Source organism: Streptomyces sp. BHT-5-2, from assembly GCF_019774615.1.
In the GTDB taxonomy this organism is placed as follows: domain Bacteria; phylum Actinomycetota; class Actinomycetes; order Streptomycetales; family Streptomycetaceae; genus Streptomyces.
In genome coordinates this window covers 26112-43037 of sequence record NZ_CP081497.1, presented here as the reverse complement: position 1 = coordinate 43037, position 16926 = coordinate 26112, and the positions used below count along the sequence as shown (strand labels likewise).

The window sequence follows — 16926 nt, the reverse complement described above, 5'->3', positions numbered from 1 at the left end:
CCGGGCCCATCGTATGTGGAGGCTTACCTGCGGCGGCGCGTCAACCGCCGGCCGTCACCTCTCCCCGGAGATTTCCACCCGCAGCCGGGTGCCCGGGTAGATGAGGTTCGGATCCTCGCCGATAACCTGGAGATTCTGCCGGTAGAGCTCCCGCCAGGTTTTCCCGTGGCAGACGGCGATTCCGCTCAGGGTGTCCCCCGAATTGACCACCACCACACCACCGGAAATCCGGTGCGGCGCCTTCTTGTAGGGCTGCACCTGCCTGTGGGAATGCACCTGCGGCTCGTGGTGACGGCCGTGGGTGCGCTTGGGGACGGCCTTCGGCCGGGCCGGGAGGAGGTGGACGCCGCCGCCGTGGGGTGTGCCGCGCAGCCCCAGCGAGGCCGAGCAGGCGGGCCAGGCGCCCCAGCCCTGGCGGGCCAGTACCCGTTCGGCGACCCGGATCTGCTGCTCCCTGCTGGCCCGGGAGGCGCGGCCCGCATAGGACCCGCCGCCGTAGGAACGCCAGGTCGAGTGGCCGAACTGCAAGCCTCCGGAGAAGCCGTTGCCGGTGTCGATCCGCCAGTTGCCACCGCTTTCACACTGGGCCAGACGGTCCCAGGTGCCGCTGTTGACGGCTTCGGCGGGCTCCTCGGAGACCGCGCCCAGCGCGCCGGCGGCCAGCAGGACGGCGGCCGCGGTGACGCCGCGGGCCCCCCGGCCGCGCAGTGCCTCGCCGCGAGCGGCCCGGTCCGCCGGTTCGCGGTTTTCCGCCGCCCGGCACACCTTGGGTTCCGGCGATTCCTGCGTTTCCGGCACCTGCTGAGTTTCCATTTGCGTGCTCCCGTCGCTTGTGCTGTGCGTACTGAGGTGTCGCTCGCACCGAATTCCGGAGGTGCCGGTATTTCGGTGGGCGCGCAGAGATGTCAGCGATTTCGGCGAGTTCTGGGATTCTGGAGTTCTGGAACTTCGGGTGTTTTTCTCCGGGCCATCGAATTCGACGAGGAAGAGACAACCACGGGCCGCGTCGGCACCGGCAGAGCGCGCGGTAGCGCCTTCGACGGGCGCTCTGCCCCCTCGCCGTCGGAAGGGGGACGAAATCCTCCGCATGGCGCACGGACCCGGCGGGCAGGGGCGCACCCCTCGTGCCCGGAGTGCCGGATCGAGCGGAAACCGCTCACGCGTTCGACTCCAGGGGGTTACGCCCTGTGCATCCGCCCGCCTCGGTGCATACGCGCGGCGGGGGCTGCACACACCGCGCACGGCCGTCGGGACGGTGCAACCACCCGGGTTTTACCTGAACTTGGCAGGCCGTGGCCCGGTCGCCGGCCCGCCGCGCGGCGCGAACCGGCCCGGCGCACCGGCCCCGTCCCGGGCGACCCGTTCCGTGCGCCCCCACCCGCGCCCGCATGCCCCGCATCCCCGCGCGTCACCGCGCCGCCCGTGCGCCCCACCACCCCACCGACCCGCCGACCGCGGGGGCCGAGGAGCACCGCGCCAACGGGGTGGCACGTGCGCGGGGCAAGCGCACTGGCGACGACCGGGGCGTCCGGCGGATCAAGGTCCGGGGGCCCGCCCGGCGGACCAGGGGCAGCGGCGCCCTAGCCGTCGCCCGGGTCCAGGAAGTGCCGGAGCAGTTCCCGGAATTCGGCCTCGAAGGCGTCGTAGCGGGAGCGGAGCAGGGCGCCCGGCCAGGCGTCCGGCAGAAGCGGCTCGGGCAGCAGCGGGTCGGTGAGGAGGTGGCGGAGGACGGCCGCGGCGACGGTGAAGCGGTCGGCGGGGGCGGCCGCGCGGTCCAGCGCGGCCAGCAGTTCCCGGGCGTGCGCCGCCCAGCCGTCCAGGTCCCAGAGGCCGCGGGCGAGCGCGGCCGGGTCGCCGTCGGGGGTGCCGGTCAGCCAGGTGCACTGCGCGGTGGCCACCGCCGGGCGGGGCCGGTCGAGGTTGGCGGGGCGCAGCCAGCTGCCCTCGCGCAGCTCGGCCAGCCGCAGCGCGGCCATCGCCTGGCGCAGCGCGGCGCGTTCGGCGGGCGGGCGGCCGCCGTCCGCGGTGACCACGGCGATCTCCCAGGCGCCGTGCCACGGGCGGGTCCGCGGTGCGCGGCTCTCGTCCTGCCGGGCCTGCCGGGCCAGCAGCCGGGCGGTCAGTGCATAGCCGCCCGCACTCTGCCGGAGGTCGCCGGCCGCGACCATCCGGGAGAGCGCGACCCGGACGGTGCCCTCGGCGATGCCGAAGAGCTCGCCGACCCGCACCAGGACGCGCACCGGCAGCCGGGGCGGGTGGTGGCCGAGGAGGGTGCTCAGCACCACGGAGCGGGCGGTCAGCGGCCGGAGGGCGGGCGGGGCGTCGTTCATGGGTCCGGGAAGTCTACGGCTCGTTACGGTCTTCCGTCACTCGTAGAAAATCTGTAACGTCGCGACCATGACCGTCACCCATGAGGTAACCAATCAGGCCCCGCCGCTGGCGGACTTCAGCGCAGCGGACGAGCCGGCGCTGCTGGAGGCGCTGCGCCGGGAGGGCGGCGCGTGGGGCGAACCGGAGGTCGTCGCGCTCGGCGCGCTGGCCGGTTCGACGGAGGTCCAGGACCAGGCGCGCTGGGCGGAGCAGCAGCCGCCCCGGCTGCTCACCCACGACCGGTACGGCCACCGGGTGGACGAGGTGGAGTTCCACCCGGCCTGGCACCAGCTGATGACCACCGCGGTCGAACACGGTCTGCACGCCGCGCCGTGGACCGACGGGCGCCCGGGGGCGCATCTGGTGCGCGCCGCCAAGTTCTACGTCTGGTCGCAGGCCGAGCCCGGCCACGGCTGCCCGGTCTCGATGACCTACGCGGCGGTGCCCGCGCTGCGCGCCGCCCCCGAACTCGCCGCACGGTACGAGCCGTTGCTCGCCGCCCGCGCTTACGACTTCGGGCTGCGCGCCCCGCTCACCAAACGCGGTCTGATCGCGGGCATGTCGATGACGGAGAAGCAGGGCGGCTCCGACGTCCGGGCCAACACCACCGCCGCGGTGCCGGCCGGGGACGGCAGCTACCGCCTCACCGGCCACAAGTGGTTCACCTCGGCTCCGATGAGCGATGTCTTCCTGGCGCTGGCGCAGACCGACGAGGGGCTGGGCTGCTTCCTGGTGCCGCGGGTGCTGCCGGACGGCACCCGTAACGGCATGCGGCTGATGCGGCTGAAGGACAAGCTCGGCAACCGCTCCAACGCCTCGTCCGAGATCGAGTACGAGGACGCCGTCGCCTGGCCGGTCGGCGAGCCGGGCCGCGGGGTGCGGACCATCGTCGAGATGGTGAACATGACCCGGCTGGACTGTGTGCTGGGGTCGGCGGCCGGGATGCGGGCGGGGCTGCGGCAGGCGCTGCACCACACCGCCCACCGGCGGGCGTTCGGGCGGGAGCTGGACCGGCAGCCGCTGATGCGCTCGGTCCTGGCCGACCTGGCCGTCGAGTCGGAGGCGGCCACCGTGCTGGGGATGCGGCTGGCGGCCGCGGTGGACCGCTCGCAGGCCGGCGACGCCGGGGAGGCGGCGCTGCGGCGGCTGGCGCTGGCGGCCGGGAAGTACTGGGTGTGCAAGCGGGGCAGCACCCATGCGGCGGAGGCCCTGGAGTGCCTGGGCGGCAACGGCTACGTCGAGGAGTCGGGGATGCCACGGCTCTACCGCGAGGCGCCGCTGCTGTCGATCTGGGAGGGCTCGGGCAATGTCGCGGCCCTGGACGTGCTGCGTGCCCTGACCCGCGAACCGGAGGCGCTGGACGTCTACTTCGCCGAGGTCGAGGCCGCGGCCGGCGCCGACCGGCGGCTGGACGCGGCGGTGGCCGGGCTGCGCAAGCTGCTCGGCGGGCTCGGCGACCCCGAGCGGGCCCAGCTGATGGCCCGCTCGCTGGCGGAGCGGCTGGCGCTGGTGCTCCAGGGGTCGCTGCTGGTGCGGCACAGCACGCCGGCCGTCGCCGACGCGTTCTGCGCCTCCCGGCTGGACGGCGAGTGGGGCCATGCCTTCGGCACCCTGCCACCCGGCGCCGACCTCGCCGGGGTCCTCGGGCACGCCCGGACCGGCGGGGACACCGCCTGATGGCGGGTGCGGCGGAGGCCGCCGTGCGGGTCGAGCGGGCCGGGCCGGTGACGACGGTGGTGCTGTCCCGGCCCGCGGCCCGGAACGCGGTGGACGGACCGACGGCCCGTCGGCTCGCGGACGCCTTCCGGGCGTTCGACGCCGACGACGACGCGCGGGTGGCGGTGCTGTGGGGCGAGGGCGGCACGTTCTGCGCCGGTGCCGATCTCAAGGCCGTGGGCACCGCCCGCGGCAACCGCGTCGCGCCGGACGGCGACGGCCCGATGGGGCCGACCCGGATGCGGCTCGGCAAACCGGTGATCGCGGCGGTCGCCGGGCACGCGGTGGCCGGCGGTCTGGAGCTGGCGCTCTGGTGCGATCTGCGGGTGGCGGAGGAGGACGCGGTCCTCGGGGTGTTCTGCCGGCGGTGGGGCGTCCCGCTGATCGACGGCGGCACGGTGCGGCTGCCCCGGCTGATCGGCACGGGCCGGGCGATGGACCTGGTCCTGACCGGTCGCCCGGTGCCGGCCGCGGAGGCCCTGGAGATGGGGCTGGTGAACCGCGTGGTCCCCACCGGCACGGCCCGCACCGCGGCGGAGCGGCTGGCCGCGGAGCTGGCCCGCCTCCCCCAGGCGTGCCTGCGCAGCGACCGGGCCTCCCTGCTGGACCAGGAGGGCCGGGACGAGGAGACCGCGCTGGCGAACGAACTCCGGCACGGCGAGGCGGTGTTGGTGGAGGGGCTGACGGGCGCGGCACGGTTCGCGGCGGGCGCCGGCCGGCACGGGGCGGCCGACGGCGCCCGGTGACGTGCGGTGACGCCGTCACCGGGGGGGCGTCGCGGCCTGGAATGCGGGTCACCGGGGCCCCGCCTAAGGTGTTCGCATGGCCGAGCGGCCCCCCGACCCCTCCGCGGAGGGTTACGACCCCCGTGCCGACCGGGACGCGCCCCGGGTCGAGGAGCCGGCACCGGGGGTGTCCCACCACGAGCCGATCGGGCTGCGGGAACGGCTGTCACTCAACCGCATGGGCACCTTCGACTGGGACCTGGACGGCGGCCGCATGGCCCTCGACCCCGGCGCCATGGAGGTCTTCGACCTGCGGCCCGGGGAGTACGACGGCGCGCCGATGTCGCTGATCTCCCGGGTGCCGCCGGAGGAGGGCCTGCGCCTGGACGCGGCGCTCTCCCAGGCCCTGCAGGACGGCAACTCCTCCTACGGCGCGTACTTCCGGATCCAGTGCCGCGACGGGACCCGGCGCTGGACGCACTCCCAGGGCCGGATCCTGCACGATGCGCAGGGCGTGGCGTACCGGATCATCGGCATCGTCCGGGAGGCCACCAGCGAACTCGCCGACTCCGCGCTGCTGCGCTCCCTCCAGCAGGAGCGGCAGCGGCAGACGGTGATGGTGCAGCAGACCACCGCGGCGCTGGCCCGGGCGCTGTCGGTGAAGGACGTCACGCGGGTGCTGACCGGTGCCGGCAGCGCCCGGCGGTTCGGCGCCGACGCGCTGGTGCTGGGTCTGGTCGCGAACGACCGGTTCGAGGTGATCGCCGCCGCCGGGCTGGACGGCGAGGTGCCCGCCGACATGACGCACTCGCAACTGGACGACACCCTCCCGCTGTCCGAGGCGGTGCACTCCCGGCGGCCCAGCTTCCTGAGCACCCGCGGCGAGCTGATCGCCCGCTATCCGCGGCTGCGCCCGTACGTCGACGTGCTGCCGACCGGCAGCGCCGCCTTCCTGCCGCTGATCGCGCAGGACACCGTCCTGGGGGCGCTGGGGCTGTTCAACCACGAGCCGGCGGTGCACTCGCCGGAGGCCCGGAACCTGGCGCTGGCGCTGGCCGGTGTGGTGGCGCAGTCCCTGCAGCGGGCCACCCTCTTCGACCAGGAGCGGGAGTTCGCGACCGGGTTGCAGGCGGCGATGCTGCCGCGCCGGCTGCCGCCCATCGCGGGCGGCGAGGTGACCGTCCGCTACCACCCGGCCAGCGTCGGCCGGGACGTCGGCGGCGACTGGTACGACGTGATCGCGCTGCCGCAGGGCCGCACCGGGCTGGTGGTCGGCGACGTCCAGGGGCACGACACGCACGCCGCGGCGGTGATGGGCCAGCTGCGGATCGCGCTGCGCGCCTACGCCAGCGAGGGCCACGCCCCGGAGACGGTGCTGGTGCGGGCCTCCCGCTTCCTGGCGGAGCTGGAGACCGAGCGGTTCGCGACCTGCACCTACGTCCAGGCCGACCTGGAGTCCGGGACGCTGCACCTGGCCCGGGCCGGGCACCTGGGCCCGCTGATCCGCAACGCCTCCCGGCACATCGACTGGCCGGACATCGACGGCGGGCTGCCGCTGGGCCTGGCCACCGCCTTCGGGCAGGACCACTTCCCGGAGACCCAGCTGTTCCTGGAGCCCGGTTCGACGCTGCTGCTGTGCACCGACGGGCTGGTGGAGCAGCCCGGCCAGGACATCACGGCCGGCATCGACGCGCTCTCGGCCGCGGTCCGCGCCGGGCCGGCGGCGCTGGACGCGCTGGCCGACCGGCTCTCCGACCACCTGTGGGCCGAGCCGGGATCCGACGACGACATGGCGCTTCTGCTGCTGCACCGCAGTGCGATCCCCGGTGAGGCGGCGACCCCGCGGATGCGGCGGCACGTCCACCAGGCCGACCCGGCGGGCACCGCGGAGGTCCGCTCGGCGCTGCGCCGCACGCTGGACCAGTGGCGGGCGGGCGAGGTCACCCACGACGTGGAGGTGGCCGCCTCGGAGCTGATCGCCAACGCCCTCACCCACACCGAGAGCGGCGCCCTGGTCTCGGTGGAGCTGCTGCCCGGCAGTCCGCGCCGGGTCCGGCTGGAGGTCGAGGACCGGTCCAGTCAGTGGCCGCGGCGCCGCCGGCCCGGCGAGACGGCGACCTCCGGGCGGGGGCTGCTGCTGGTGGAGGCGCTGGCGGACCGGTGGGGCGCGGAGCCGCGGGGCTCGGGCAAGGCGCTGTGGTGCGAGTTCGTGCTGCCGGACGCACCGAACGGAAGCGGAGCCTGAACTCCCTTGTCCAGGGCGGGAGATGGTCTCCGCGGATTGTCCGGGCCGGGCCGTCGGAATCGGGCCTGACGCCCGGATGATCGTGCCAGGATGGCGATGACAATCCGTCATGGGGGAGGGCATCGATGAATGATCCGGACACCGACAGATGGTTCCCGAACGGCGCCGCCAGCCGCGCGGTGCTGATCGGCACCAGCCGCTTCACCAGCCCCGAGCTGGAGAACTTCCCCTCGGTCGCCGGCAACCTCCAGGCGCTGTGGACCGCCCTCACCCACCGGACCCAGGGTCTGCTGGCGCCGGAGCACTGCCGGGTGGTGGCCGACCCGGCCGATCCGGCGGCCGTGGGTGCGGCACTGGCCTGGGCGGCGCGGGAGGCGGAGGAACTGCTGCTGGTCTACTACGCGGGCCACGGCGTCCTGGACGACACCACCGGGGTGCTGCACCTGGGGCTGACGCACACCGACCGCGACCACCTCGGCTTCTCCGCCGTCCCGATCGACCTGGTCAGACGGCATGTGGGCGAGGCCCGGGCCAGGGCCCGGGTGCTGGTCCTGGACTGCTGCTTCTCGGGTCGGGCGATCTCCGCGATGACCGGGCCGACGGACCTGGCCCTGGGCCAGCTCGACCTGGCCGGCACGTACACCCTGACGTCCACCACGCGGAACCGCCCCTCGCTCGCACCGCCCGGTGAGCCCTACACCGCCTTCACCGGCGCCCTGTTGGACGCCCTGGCCGTGCCGGTCCCGCTCACTCTCGACGAGATCCACGCGCAGGTGGACCGCACGCTGCTGGCCAGGGGCCTGCCCCGGCCGCAGCGCCGGTCCGCGGGGGCCGGGGGCTCGCTGGTGCTGATGCGGGGGCCGTCGGGGGTGGCCGGCTCGAACGGCTCGGTCCGCCCGCCCGGGCCGACCGGGCCGACGCCCCACGCGTACGGGGCGAACGGGGCGCCCCCGCCCCCCTCGTTCGGCCCCGGCTGGACCGTCCCGCCACCGCCACCGCCGCGGCCCGCGCGGCGCACCGCCCGGCCGGTGCTGATCGCCGCGGCGGTGGCCGGCGCGCTCACCGTGTTCCTCACGTCGTCGATGATCAGAGGGCTGTTCGGGGACGACGACGGACACACCGGCAACCCCGCCGGCCGCGGCACGGTGAGTACCGGGACCACGCCGGGGAACCCCGGCACCGGTGAGGCCACACCGCCGGGCACCGCCGGCGGCCCGTCGCGGTCCGACACCCCGTCCCCCAGCACGGCGAAGGTGATCTACCGCGACCGCCGGCTCACCTTACGGGCGGCGACCTGTCTCGGCACCGCCGTCCAGGCGCTCGACCTCGACGCGCCGTCCTCGGGCCCGGCCCCACTCGGCAGGTCCGACGACGCCGACCTGCTCTACATAGGCTGCGGGAATCTGTACGCCGCCAAGGCGAACCTCGTGCGCAACGACAGCGTGCAGGTAGGCCGGGCCGACGCCGGCACGGTCACCGCCGAGGCGTGCCGGGCCGCCGCCCAGGGCAATCCGGTCGGGCCGCACCCGGACGCCTCGAAGATCACCGCCGGTACGGTCTGGTGCGTGGTGACGAACCGGAACCGCGTCGCCAAGGTGACCTTCGCCAAGGTGGACACGGCGGACGACGGCAGCGGCGCGAGCGCGGACGGCCCCACCTTCGAGCTGACCGCCACCCTGTGGGACGCGCCCGCCACGTCCTGACCGCCGGCCCGGCCGCCGGCGCAGGTCACTCCTCCGGTCCGTACCACACCGTCGTCATGTTGCAGAACTCCCGCATGCCGTGGCCGGACAGCTCCCGGCCGTAGCCGGAGCGCTTGGCGCCGCCGAACGGCAGGCCGGGGTGGGAGGCGGTCATGCCGTTGAAGTACACCCCGCCGGCCTGGAGGTCCCGGGCCAGCCGCCGCTGCTCGTCGGCGTCCCGGGTCCAGGCGTTGGAACTCAGGCCGAACGGCGTGTCGTTGGCGAGCGCGACCGCCTCGTCCAGGTCGGCGACGCGGTAGAGCGTGGCCACCGGGCCGAACGCCTCCTCGTGGTGGATCCGCATGCTCGGGGTGACGCCGGTGAGCACGGTCGGCTCGTAGAACCACCCGGCGTGCCGGTCGGGCGGGCGGCGGCCGCCGCACCGCGCCCGGGCGCCCTGGTGGACCGCGTCGTCGACCAGCTCCTCCAGGTCGGAGCGGCCCTGCTCGCTGGAGAGCGGGCCGACGTCGGTGGCCTCGTCCATCGGGTCGCCGACGGTCAGCGCGGCCATGCCCGCGGTGAACCGTTCGGCGAAGGCGTCGTAGACGTCGTTGTGGACGATGAACCGCTTGGCGGCGATGCAGGACTGGCCGTTGTTCTGGACGCGGGCCGTGACCGCGACCCGGGCTGCCTTGTCGAGGTCGGCGGAGGGGAGGACGACATAGGGGTCGCTGCCGCCGAGTTCGAGGACGGTCTTCTTGATCTCGTCGCCGGCGATCGCGGCGACCGAGCGGCCGGCGGGTTCGCTGCCGGTGAGGGTGGCGGCGGCGATCCGCGGGTCGCGCAGGACGTCCTCGACGGCGCCGGAGCCGATCAGCAGGGTCAGGAAGCAGCCGTCGGGGTAGCCGGCACGGCGGAACAGCTCTTCCAGATAGAGCGCGGTCTGCGGGACGTTGGAGGCGTGTTTGAGCAGTCCGGTGTTGCCGGCCATGAGGGCCGGGGCGGCGAACCGCACGACCTGCCAGAGTGGGAAGTTCCACGGCATCACCGCGAGGACGGTGCCGATCGGGCGGTAGCACACCACCGCGCGGACCGCGCCGGAGTCGTGGACGTCGGCGGGGTCGGGCCGTTCGTCGGCGAGCAGCGCCTCGGCGTGGTCGGCGTACCAGCGCATCGCCTTGACGCATTTGGCGGCCTCGGCGCGGGCCTGGGCGAGGGGCTTGCCCATCTCGGTGGTGACGGTGCGGGCGACGCCGTCCTGGTCGGCCTGGAGCAGGTCGGCGGCGCGGTGCAGGAGTTCGGCGCGGCGGGCGAAGGACGTGGTGCGGTGGAGCTGGTACGCCTGGTCGGCGCGGACCAGGCGGTCCTCGATCTCGCCCGCGTTGAGCGCGTCGAAGGTCTTGAGGGTCTCGCCGGTGGCCGGGTTGACCGTGGCGATGGCCATGTGCGGCACCTCCTTGGCGAAGTGGTCGGGGCGCGGCGATGTGCCCTACGGGCGCGGGGACGGCGTCCCGCCGAGCGGCCGCGGGGACGGGGACGGCTCCGGGACCGGGTCGGGGTCGGGCCCGGGTGGGCGCGGCACCGTCGAGGGGTCCGGGGGGATCGGCTCGGGCGGCGCCGGCGGTTCGGGCGGCCCCGGCAGCGGTTCGGGCGGGACGGGGCCCGGTGGCGGCTCCGGGACGGGGCCGGGCGGGGGCTCCGGTACGGGCCCGGGCGGTGGGCCTCCGGGGTCCGGGGGGATCGGCGGGGGCTGCCGGTCGCAGTCGGGTGGGCGGGCACGGCGGACGAGATCTTGCCGCTGCACGACGGGCCTCCGGTTCGGGACGACAGGTGGCTCTATGAGCCCCCGTACCCGAGTCTGGCCCGTTCATGGCCCGTGTGCACGGCGGACTCCGGCGGCTTCACGGCCGCGGGTCCCGGGCGTCGTAGCGGGCGAAGGAGCGCCGGCCCAGCCCCAGCGCGGTGACGACCAGGACGCAGGCCAGACCGCCGCCGATCACCGCGACGGCGGGCGAGGTCAGATCGGCCGCGGAACCGGCGAGGAAGTCGCCGAGCCGCGGGCCGCCGGCGACCACCACGACGAAGACGCCCTGGAGGCGGCCGCGCATCTCGTCCGGGGTGGCGGCCTGGAGCATGGTGCTGCGGAACACCATCGAGACGGTGTCCGCACAGCCCGCGGCAGCCAGGAAGAACAGGCCCAACCACAGGTGGCGGGAGAGGCCGAAGGCGGCGACGGCAGCGCCCCAGGAGGCCACCGAGAGCAGGATGGCCAGGCCGTGCCGGCGGATGCCGCCGAGCCAGCCGGAGAACAGCCCGCCCAGCACGGCGCCGATCGCGGGAGCGGCGACCAGCAGGCCGACGGTCTTGGCGTCACCGCCGAACCAGAGCGCGGCGATCGCCGGGAACAGCGCCCGGGGCTGGGCCAGCACCATCGCCGCGAGGTCGGAGAAGAACGTCATCCGCAGGTTGGGGCGGGTGGCGAGGAAGCGCAGGCCGTCCAGGACGGAGGCCCGGCGGGCGGGCCCCTCGCCCTGGTCGGGCCGCATCGCGGGCAGCCGCCACATCGCGTAGAGCGAGGCGGTGAAGGCGACCACGTCGATGAGGTAGGCCGCCTGGTAGCCCCACATGCCGACGATCACGCCGCCGAGCATCGGGCCGCCCATCAGGCCGAGGTTGGTGGTGAGCGACTGGAGGGCGTTGGCGGCCGGCAGCTGTTCGGTGGGCAGCAGCCGGGGGATCATCGACGAGCGGGCCGGGGAGTTCATCGCGAAGCAGACGGCCTGCAGCGCGACGACGGTGTAGAGCAGCCAGACGTGGTGGTAGCCGGCCAGGGCCGCGGCGGCCAGCGTGACGGACAGCGCGGTGGCGCCGGCGGCGCTGGCCAGGCCCAGTTTGCGGCGGTCGACGGTGTCGGCGATGGCGCCGCCGTAGAGCCCGAAGACGACCAGCGGGACCAGGGAGCACAGACCCACCAGGCCGACGGCGAAGGTGGAGCGGGTGAGGGCGTAGACCTGGAGGGAGACCGCGAGGGCGGTCATCTGCTGGCCCATCCAGGAGACGGTGTTGCCGCACCACAGGCGGCGGTAGTCGGCCGAGGTGCGCAGCGGGGTCAGGTCGGCGAATATCCGTCCGTGCAACGGTATTCGGGGCTTTTCGGCCTGGTCGCCGGCCGGGGCGTCGGAGGTGGTTGTACTGGGCACGCGGCAGTAAACCACGCCGCCCGGCCACGAGGGAATAGGCGCAGGGCCCGAGGGACCCTTACCGGTCGACCGTCCCGCCGGCGCCGTCCAGCCCGTACACCCGCCGTGCGTTGTCCGCCGCCAGCATCGCCGCGACCCGCCGGGCGTCCGCCTCCGACCACGCCCCGGACGCGGTCCATTCGCCCAGCACCTCCCCCAGCGCCGTCCGGAACAGCGCGCTGCCGACCACGTACAGCTCCGGCAGCCCGTAGGCGTCGGTGGAGAACAGCAACTTGCCGAACGGCGCCAGCTCCAGGAACTCGGCGAGCACCGCGGGCGCCCGCGGACCGATGTGGGTGAGCGTCAGCCCGACGTCGGCGTGGACGTGCGGGAAGACCCCGGCGAGGTAGGCGGCCTGCCGGTGGTACGGGTAGCAGTGCAGCAGCACCAGGTCGGTGCCGGTGTCCGCGGTGGCCCGGACGAGGTCGGTGAGCAGCGTCGGATCGGCGTGGTCCAGCCTCAGGTCCGGATCGCCGAAGCCGGTGTGGAGTTGGAGCGGGCGGCCGGTGGCGACGGCCCGCCAGATGAGGTGGCGCAGCAGGACGGGGTCGGTGAGGCGGGGCGCGCCCGCGGCGAGCCAGTCGCGGGCGGCGGCGCGCACCGCGTCCGGGCCCGGCGGCCGGGGGTCCAGGGCGAGGCCGTGGCGGTAGGCGGCCACCGACTTGAAGGCGATCGCGGTGTGCGCCGCCGCGCGCACGGCACGGTCCAGGGCGTCGGTGAACTCCTCGGCGGCGTCCGCGGTGCCGGCCCCGCCGCCTCCGCGGTGTGCGGCCGCGGTCCGTTCGGCCAGGGCCTCCAGCCGCACCACCTCATGTCCGGTGCCGCCGCCCGCGCCGGCCGTCTCCGCCGGTCCGGTCAGGTCGCCGGGCAGGCCGGTGTCGACGAGGTAGGCGCCGATCCCGGTGGCGGACAGCAGCCGCCGCCGGGTCTCGTCCGGGCCCAGTTCGCGGCGACGGGCCAGATAGCGCTCGGGCGGGCAGTGCGTAGGCAGGTCGAGCAGCGGCGGGCACCAGCGGCGGACCGCGAAGCCGGTCTGGGTGTCGAGGAACGTGGTGCCCGCCGCGGGCGGCCGGTCCGACTCGGTGAGGAAGGCGGCGAACGTCCCCGGGTCCGGTTCGTGGCGGACCACCCCGTGGCAGTGGTGGTCCACCAGCGGCGGGAGTCCGGCCAGCACGTCGGGGGCGCCGGGCCCCGGGGCGTGCGCGGCCATCACCAGCACCAGCGGGTGGCCGCGGCGATCTCCGCCGGCTCGTACGCGGCGTAGTGGGCCTCCTCGGCCCGCCGGACCGCGAGCACCGCGCCGTGCAGCACCTCGCCGAGCGCCTCCCGCAGCGGCGCCGACTTCTCGAACCGGTCGGCGGCTTCGGTGAGGGTGGCGGGCAGCCGGACGATGCCGCGCCGGGCGCGCTCGCGGACGCCGAGGACACCGGGGTCGCCGGTCTGCGGGGCGGGCAGGCGGGCCGCGGTGTCGATGCCGTGCAGCCCGGCGGCGAGCACCGTGCCGACGGCGAGGTAGGGGTTGGCGGCGGCGTCGAAGGTCTTGACCTCGGCGTGCCCGCCGTCGGGCTCGTCGGGGGCGCCGATCACCAGCCGGAGCGCGGCCTCGCGGTTCTCCACGCCCCAGCACTGGTAGACCCCGGCCCAGTGCGAGGGCTGCAGCCGCAGGTAACTGGCGGGCGAGGGGCAGCCGATGGCGAGCAGGGCGGGCAGTGCGTCCAGGACACCGGCGAGGAACGCGGTGGCGTCCGGCGCCAGGGACCAGTCGGCGTCGGCGGCCCGGTGCAGGCTGGTGCCGTCGCGGTAGAGGCCGAGGTGCAGATGGCAGCCGTTGCCGACCTCGCCGGCGACGACGGACGGGGCGAAGGAGGCGCGCAGCCCGTGCCGGGCGGAGACCGCGCGGATCGTCTCGCGGACCAGGACGACGTCGTCGGCGGCGCGCACCGGGTCGGCGGGCGCGGTGCTGACCTCGAACTGGCCGGGCGCGTACTCGGGGTGGAGCTGGAGGACCTCGACGCCCTGGACGGTGAGGGCCTCGGTGACGTCGCGGAGGTAGTCGGAGAGTGCCACGACCCGGGCCATGCCGTAGGCGGGGGCGGTGGTGGGGTAGTCGAGCCGCCCGGCGTCGGCGGGGCCCTGCGGGACGCGGGCGACCACCCACTCCGTCTCGAAGCCCATCCGCACCTCCAGGCCCGCGGCGGCCGCCCGGTCGGCCATCCGGCGGGCGAACAGCCGCTGGCAGGCGGGGTGCGGCCGGCCCTGCTGGTCGTAGCGGTCGGCCGGCGCCCAGGCCCAACCCGGCTGCGCGGCAAGGGCGGTGAGCCGCTCCAGGTCGGGGAAGAGCCGCAGATCGCCGTCGGGTCCGCCGAGGTGGTCGGAGGCGGTGATGCCGTCGGCGGAGGTGAAGACGTCGAACACCGGCGACATGCCGACGCCCCGTGTCGCGGCGTCCGCCAGCCGCTGCGTCGGCACGGCCTTGACGCGGTTGATGCCCGCGTTGTCCACCCACGTCAGCGCGACATTGCCGACCCCCTCCGAGTCGAGCCGCGCCGCCGACTGGCGGGCGCTCTCGCGCTGTTCCGCCCGCGATCCCATAGTGCAAGTCCTCACGTGGCCGTGCCGATCCCTCGGCGCCCGTGCCCGCTGTGTGCCGGTCGGGCCAGGGCCTTCCCGGTCACGGGCAGTTGAACTCGCACCATACGCACTTTCCGCCGCCGCGCGGTTCCACTCCCCACACATCCGCCAGCCGGTCGACGAGCAGCAGGCCCCGGCCGGAGACGCCGGCCTCGCCCGGCTCGCGGCGGCGCGGCAGGCTGCTGGCGCCGTCCTCGACCTCCACCCGCAGCCGCCGTTCGGCACCGTGCGGCATCCGGACGGTGACCACCGCCTCGCCGTCGGTGTGCAGCAGGGCGTTGGTGATCAACTCGTCGGCGACCAGCTCGATCTCCTCGGTGCGCTCGCGGGCGCCCCAGGCCCGGACCGCGTCGCGGATCATGTGCCGGGCGGCGGAGAGCCCCGCGGGATCGGCCGGGGCGACGTGCTGCCGGAAGCGGCCGACCGTGTCGTGCTCGGGCGGGCCGAGCCGGCGCAGCAGGAGCAGCGCCATGTCGTCCTCGCCCTGCCGGTCGTCCGCCGACTCGCAGAGCCGGTCGGCCAGTTGCTGGACGTCCTGCGGGCCGTCCCGGACCTCCCGGGCCAGTTGCGCCAGTCCGGCGTCGAGGTCGGCACCCGGTTCCTCCACCAGACCGTCCGTGCACAGCACCAGGGTGTCGCCGGGGGCCAGGTGGACGGTGGTGACGGGGTAGTCCAGCAGCCGGAACTCCGAGGAGAGGCCGAGCGGCAGCCCGCCGGCCACCGGCAGCCGGCGGCAGATGCCCTCGGCGTGCCGCACCATGGGGTCGAGATGGCCGGCCCGGACGAAACGGGCGGCGCCGGTGCTCAGGTCCGCGTCGACATAGGTGCAGGTGGCGAAGCGGTCGGTGTCCAGTTCGTTGAGGAACGCCGAGGCGCGGGCCATCACGGTGGCCGGCGCGTGCCCCTCGGCGGCGTAGGCGCGCAGCACGATCCGCAGCTGCCCCATGAGGGCGGCGGCCTGGGTGTCGTGGCCCTGGACGTCGCCGATGACCGCGGCGACCCGTCCGTCCGGCAGCGGGATCACGTCGTACCAGTCGCCGCCGATGTGCCGGCCCATCCGGGCCGAGCGGTAGCGGACCGCGATCTGCGCCTCGGGGAAGCCGGGGATCCGGCGCGGCAGCATGGCCTGCTGGAGGCCCGCGGCGATCTCGTGCTCCTGGTCGTAGAGCATCGCCCGGGCCAGGCTCTGCGCGATGCTGCTGCCCAGCGCCACCAGCACGTTGCGCTCCTGGTCCTGGAAGTCGCTCTCACGCTCGAAGAACAGCCCGATCACCCCGATCGGGCGGCCCTGGGCGATCAGCGGCAGATACGCGCCGGAGCTGACGTTGAGCGGCTCGATGGCCGGCCACAGCCGCGGATAGTGGGTGCGGAACTCCTCCCGGCTGTGCACGAAGCGCGGGGTGAGGGTCCGCACCACCTCGCTCATCGGGAACTCGTCGCCGACCCTGGTGTACTCCAGGTCCGGGACGAAGCTGCCCGCCCTGCCCTCGGAGACCAGCCGGATCCGACCGGCCTCGACCAGGCCCAGGATGATGTTCTCGGCGCCCAGCCGGCTCAGCCCCTGCTCGTCGGCCAGGACGCCGATCACCTCGCCGACCGTGCGGGCGTGCGCCAGGGCGGCGGTGGTGCGCTCGACGATGCTGGTGTGCCGCCGGCGCTCCTCGGTGACCGCGAGCCGCTCGGCGGCGTGGGCGTACTCGTCGGTGGCGTCCCGGACCACGCCGATGACGCGGCGGGGCCGGCCGGTGGGGTCGCGGCGGATGCTGCCCTGGGCGTGCGTCCAGCGCAGCCCGCCGTCCCGGAGCCGGATCCGGAAGTAGGCGCCGTAGGAGTGGCTGCCGTCCTTGAGCGCGCGGGCCACCAGGGCGTCGAGCCGGGCCGCCTCGTAGCCCGGCACCCGGCAGCCGAGGGTCTCCGGGCGGTCGTCGTACTCGCTGGGCCGGAGGTCGAAAACCTCCAGCGCGGGCGGATCCAGATGCATCAGCCCGCTGTCGAGGTCCCAGTCGAAGCCGCCCATGCCGTTGAGGGCCAGGGTCAGGTCCGGGTGGGCGGGCCAGTCGTCCGGCACCGACACGGTGGGCTGCTGCGCTCCCCGGTCAGCCATGCCGTCACTGTGCCACACACACCCTTGTCGCGGCTTGTCCAGTGTTTCCGGCATGCTCCCGTACGCGCCCCTCCACCACCCCCTCCACCACACCTTCCAGACCCCCTCCGGCGCCCCGTCCGTCGCCCCGCCGACCGCCCCACCCGCAACACCACTGACTCCCGCATCAGCCATCTCCCAACACCACCACCCCCACATCACGTCGGAGCAGTGT

11 protein-coding genes are annotated in these 16926 nt (G+C 75.1%); 4 read left to right on the top strand and 7 right to left on the bottom strand.

The window, feature by feature from the left end:
* Nucleotides 1-54: 54 nt before the first annotated feature.
* Together K2224_RS41455 and K2224_RS28125 are read right to left on the bottom strand one after the other, a co-directional pair.
* Nucleotides 55-813, bottom strand: coding sequence for a transglycosylase family protein (locus tag K2224_RS41455; protein ID WP_221910012.1), 759 nt, complete (start codon nucleotides 811-813; stop codon nucleotides 55-57).
* Between the two features lie 767 nt (nucleotides 814-1580).
* Nucleotides 1581-2330 carry a PaaX family transcriptional regulator C-terminal domain-containing protein gene (locus K2224_RS28125; protein ID WP_221910011.1) on the bottom strand — a complete coding sequence of 250 codons (750 nt, stop codon included), beginning with the start codon at nucleotides 2328-2330 and terminating at the stop codon, nucleotides 1581-1583.
* 67 nt (nucleotides 2331-2397) lie between these two features.
* Between K2224_RS28125 and K2224_RS28120 the strand changes: the two genes are divergently transcribed.
* The 4 genes from K2224_RS28120 (at nucleotide 2398) to K2224_RS28105 (ending at nucleotide 8759) form a co-directional block, all read left to right on the top strand.
* Complete coding sequence (locus K2224_RS28120) at nucleotides 2398-4047, top strand: acyl-CoA dehydrogenase family protein (protein ID WP_221910010.1); 1650 nt, start codon at nucleotides 2398-2400, stop codon at nucleotides 4045-4047.
* Complete coding sequence (locus tag K2224_RS28115) at nucleotides 4047-4832, top strand: crotonase/enoyl-CoA hydratase family protein (RefSeq protein WP_221910009.1); 786 nt, start codon at nucleotides 4047-4049, stop codon at nucleotides 4830-4832. The genes K2224_RS28120 and K2224_RS28115 overlap by 1 nt, the downstream gene beginning before the upstream one ends.
* Nucleotides 4833-4908: 76 nt before the next feature.
* Nucleotides 4909-7056 (top strand): SpoIIE family protein phosphatase, encoded by a 2148-nt coding sequence (locus K2224_RS28110; RefSeq protein WP_221910008.1) that lies wholly within the window; start codon nucleotides 4909-4911, stop codon nucleotides 7054-7056.
* A gap of 125 nt (nucleotides 7057-7181) precedes the next feature.
* Complete coding sequence (locus tag K2224_RS28105; RefSeq protein ID WP_221910007.1) at nucleotides 7182-8759, top strand: caspase, EACC1-associated type; 1578 nt, start codon at nucleotides 7182-7184, stop codon at nucleotides 8757-8759.
* Between the two features lie 25 nt (nucleotides 8760-8784).
* Here K2224_RS28105 and K2224_RS28100 read toward each other — a convergent pair whose 3' ends face one another.
* The 5 genes from K2224_RS28100 to K2224_RS28080 form a co-directional block, all read right to left on the bottom strand.
* Nucleotides 8785-10182 (bottom strand): NADP-dependent succinic semialdehyde dehydrogenase, encoded by a 1398-nt coding sequence (locus K2224_RS28100; RefSeq protein ID WP_221910006.1) that lies wholly within the window; start codon nucleotides 10180-10182, stop codon nucleotides 8785-8787.
* A 457-nt stretch (nucleotides 10183-10639) separates the two neighbouring features.
* A complete protein-coding gene (locus K2224_RS28095) occupies nucleotides 10640-11938 on the bottom strand; it encodes an MFS transporter (RefSeq protein ID WP_221910005.1) in 1299 nt (432 codons plus the stop codon).
* Between the two features lie 58 nt (nucleotides 11939-11996).
* On the bottom strand, nucleotides 11997-13187 hold the full coding sequence (locus K2224_RS28090) for an amidohydrolase family protein (RefSeq protein WP_260693526.1): 1191 nt from the start codon (nucleotides 13185-13187) through the stop codon (nucleotides 11997-11999).
* Nucleotides 13187-14569, bottom strand: a complete 1383-nt coding sequence (locus K2224_RS28085; RefSeq protein ID WP_221910004.1) for a glutamine synthetase family protein — start codon at nucleotides 14567-14569, stop codon at nucleotides 13187-13189. The genes K2224_RS28090 and K2224_RS28085 overlap by 1 nt, the downstream gene beginning before the upstream one ends.
* Before the next feature lie 79 nt (nucleotides 14570-14648).
* On the bottom strand, nucleotides 14649-16712 hold the full coding sequence (locus K2224_RS28080; RefSeq protein ID WP_221910003.1) for a SpoIIE family protein phosphatase: 2064 nt from the start codon (nucleotides 16710-16712) through the stop codon (nucleotides 14649-14651).
* Nucleotides 16713-16926 lie beyond the last annotated feature (214 nt).

What these genes read in the sequence shown, in the direction of transcription:
- K2224_RS41455 (WP_221910012.1), bottom strand. Translation starts at nt 813, where the DNA reads ATGGAAACTCAGCAGGTGCCGGAAACGCAGGAATCGCCGGAACCCAAG.
- K2224_RS28125 (WP_221910011.1), bottom strand. Translation starts at nt 2,330, where the DNA reads ATGAACGACGCCCCGCCCGCCCTCCGGCCGCTGACCGCCCGCTCCGTG.
- K2224_RS28120 (WP_221910010.1), top strand. Translation starts at nt 2,398, where the DNA reads ATGACCGTCACCCATGAGGTAACCAATCAGGCCCCGCCGCTGGCGGAC.
- K2224_RS28115 (WP_221910009.1), top strand. Translation starts at nt 4,047, where the DNA reads ATGGCGGGTGCGGCGGAGGCCGCCGTGCGGGTCGAGCGGGCCGGGCCG.
- K2224_RS28110 (WP_221910008.1), top strand. Translation starts at nt 4,909, where the DNA reads ATGGCCGAGCGGCCCCCCGACCCCTCCGCGGAGGGTTACGACCCCCGT.
- K2224_RS28105 (WP_221910007.1), top strand. Translation starts at nt 7,182, where the DNA reads ATGAATGATCCGGACACCGACAGATGGTTCCCGAACGGCGCCGCCAGC.
- K2224_RS28100 (WP_221910006.1), bottom strand. Translation starts at nt 10,182, where the DNA reads ATGGCCATCGCCACGGTCAACCCGGCCACCGGCGAGACCCTCAAGACC.
- K2224_RS28090 (WP_260693526.1), bottom strand. Translation starts at nt 13,187, where the DNA reads ATGGCCGCGCACGCCCCGGGGCCCGGCGCCCCCGACGTGCTGGCCGGA.
- K2224_RS28085 (WP_221910004.1), bottom strand. Translation starts at nt 14,569, where the DNA reads ATGGGATCGCGGGCGGAACAGCGCGAGAGCGCCCGCCAGTCGGCGGCG.
- K2224_RS28080 (WP_221910003.1), bottom strand. Translation starts at nt 16,712, where the DNA reads ATGGCTGACCGGGGAGCGCAGCAGCCCACCGTGTCGGTGCCGGACGAC.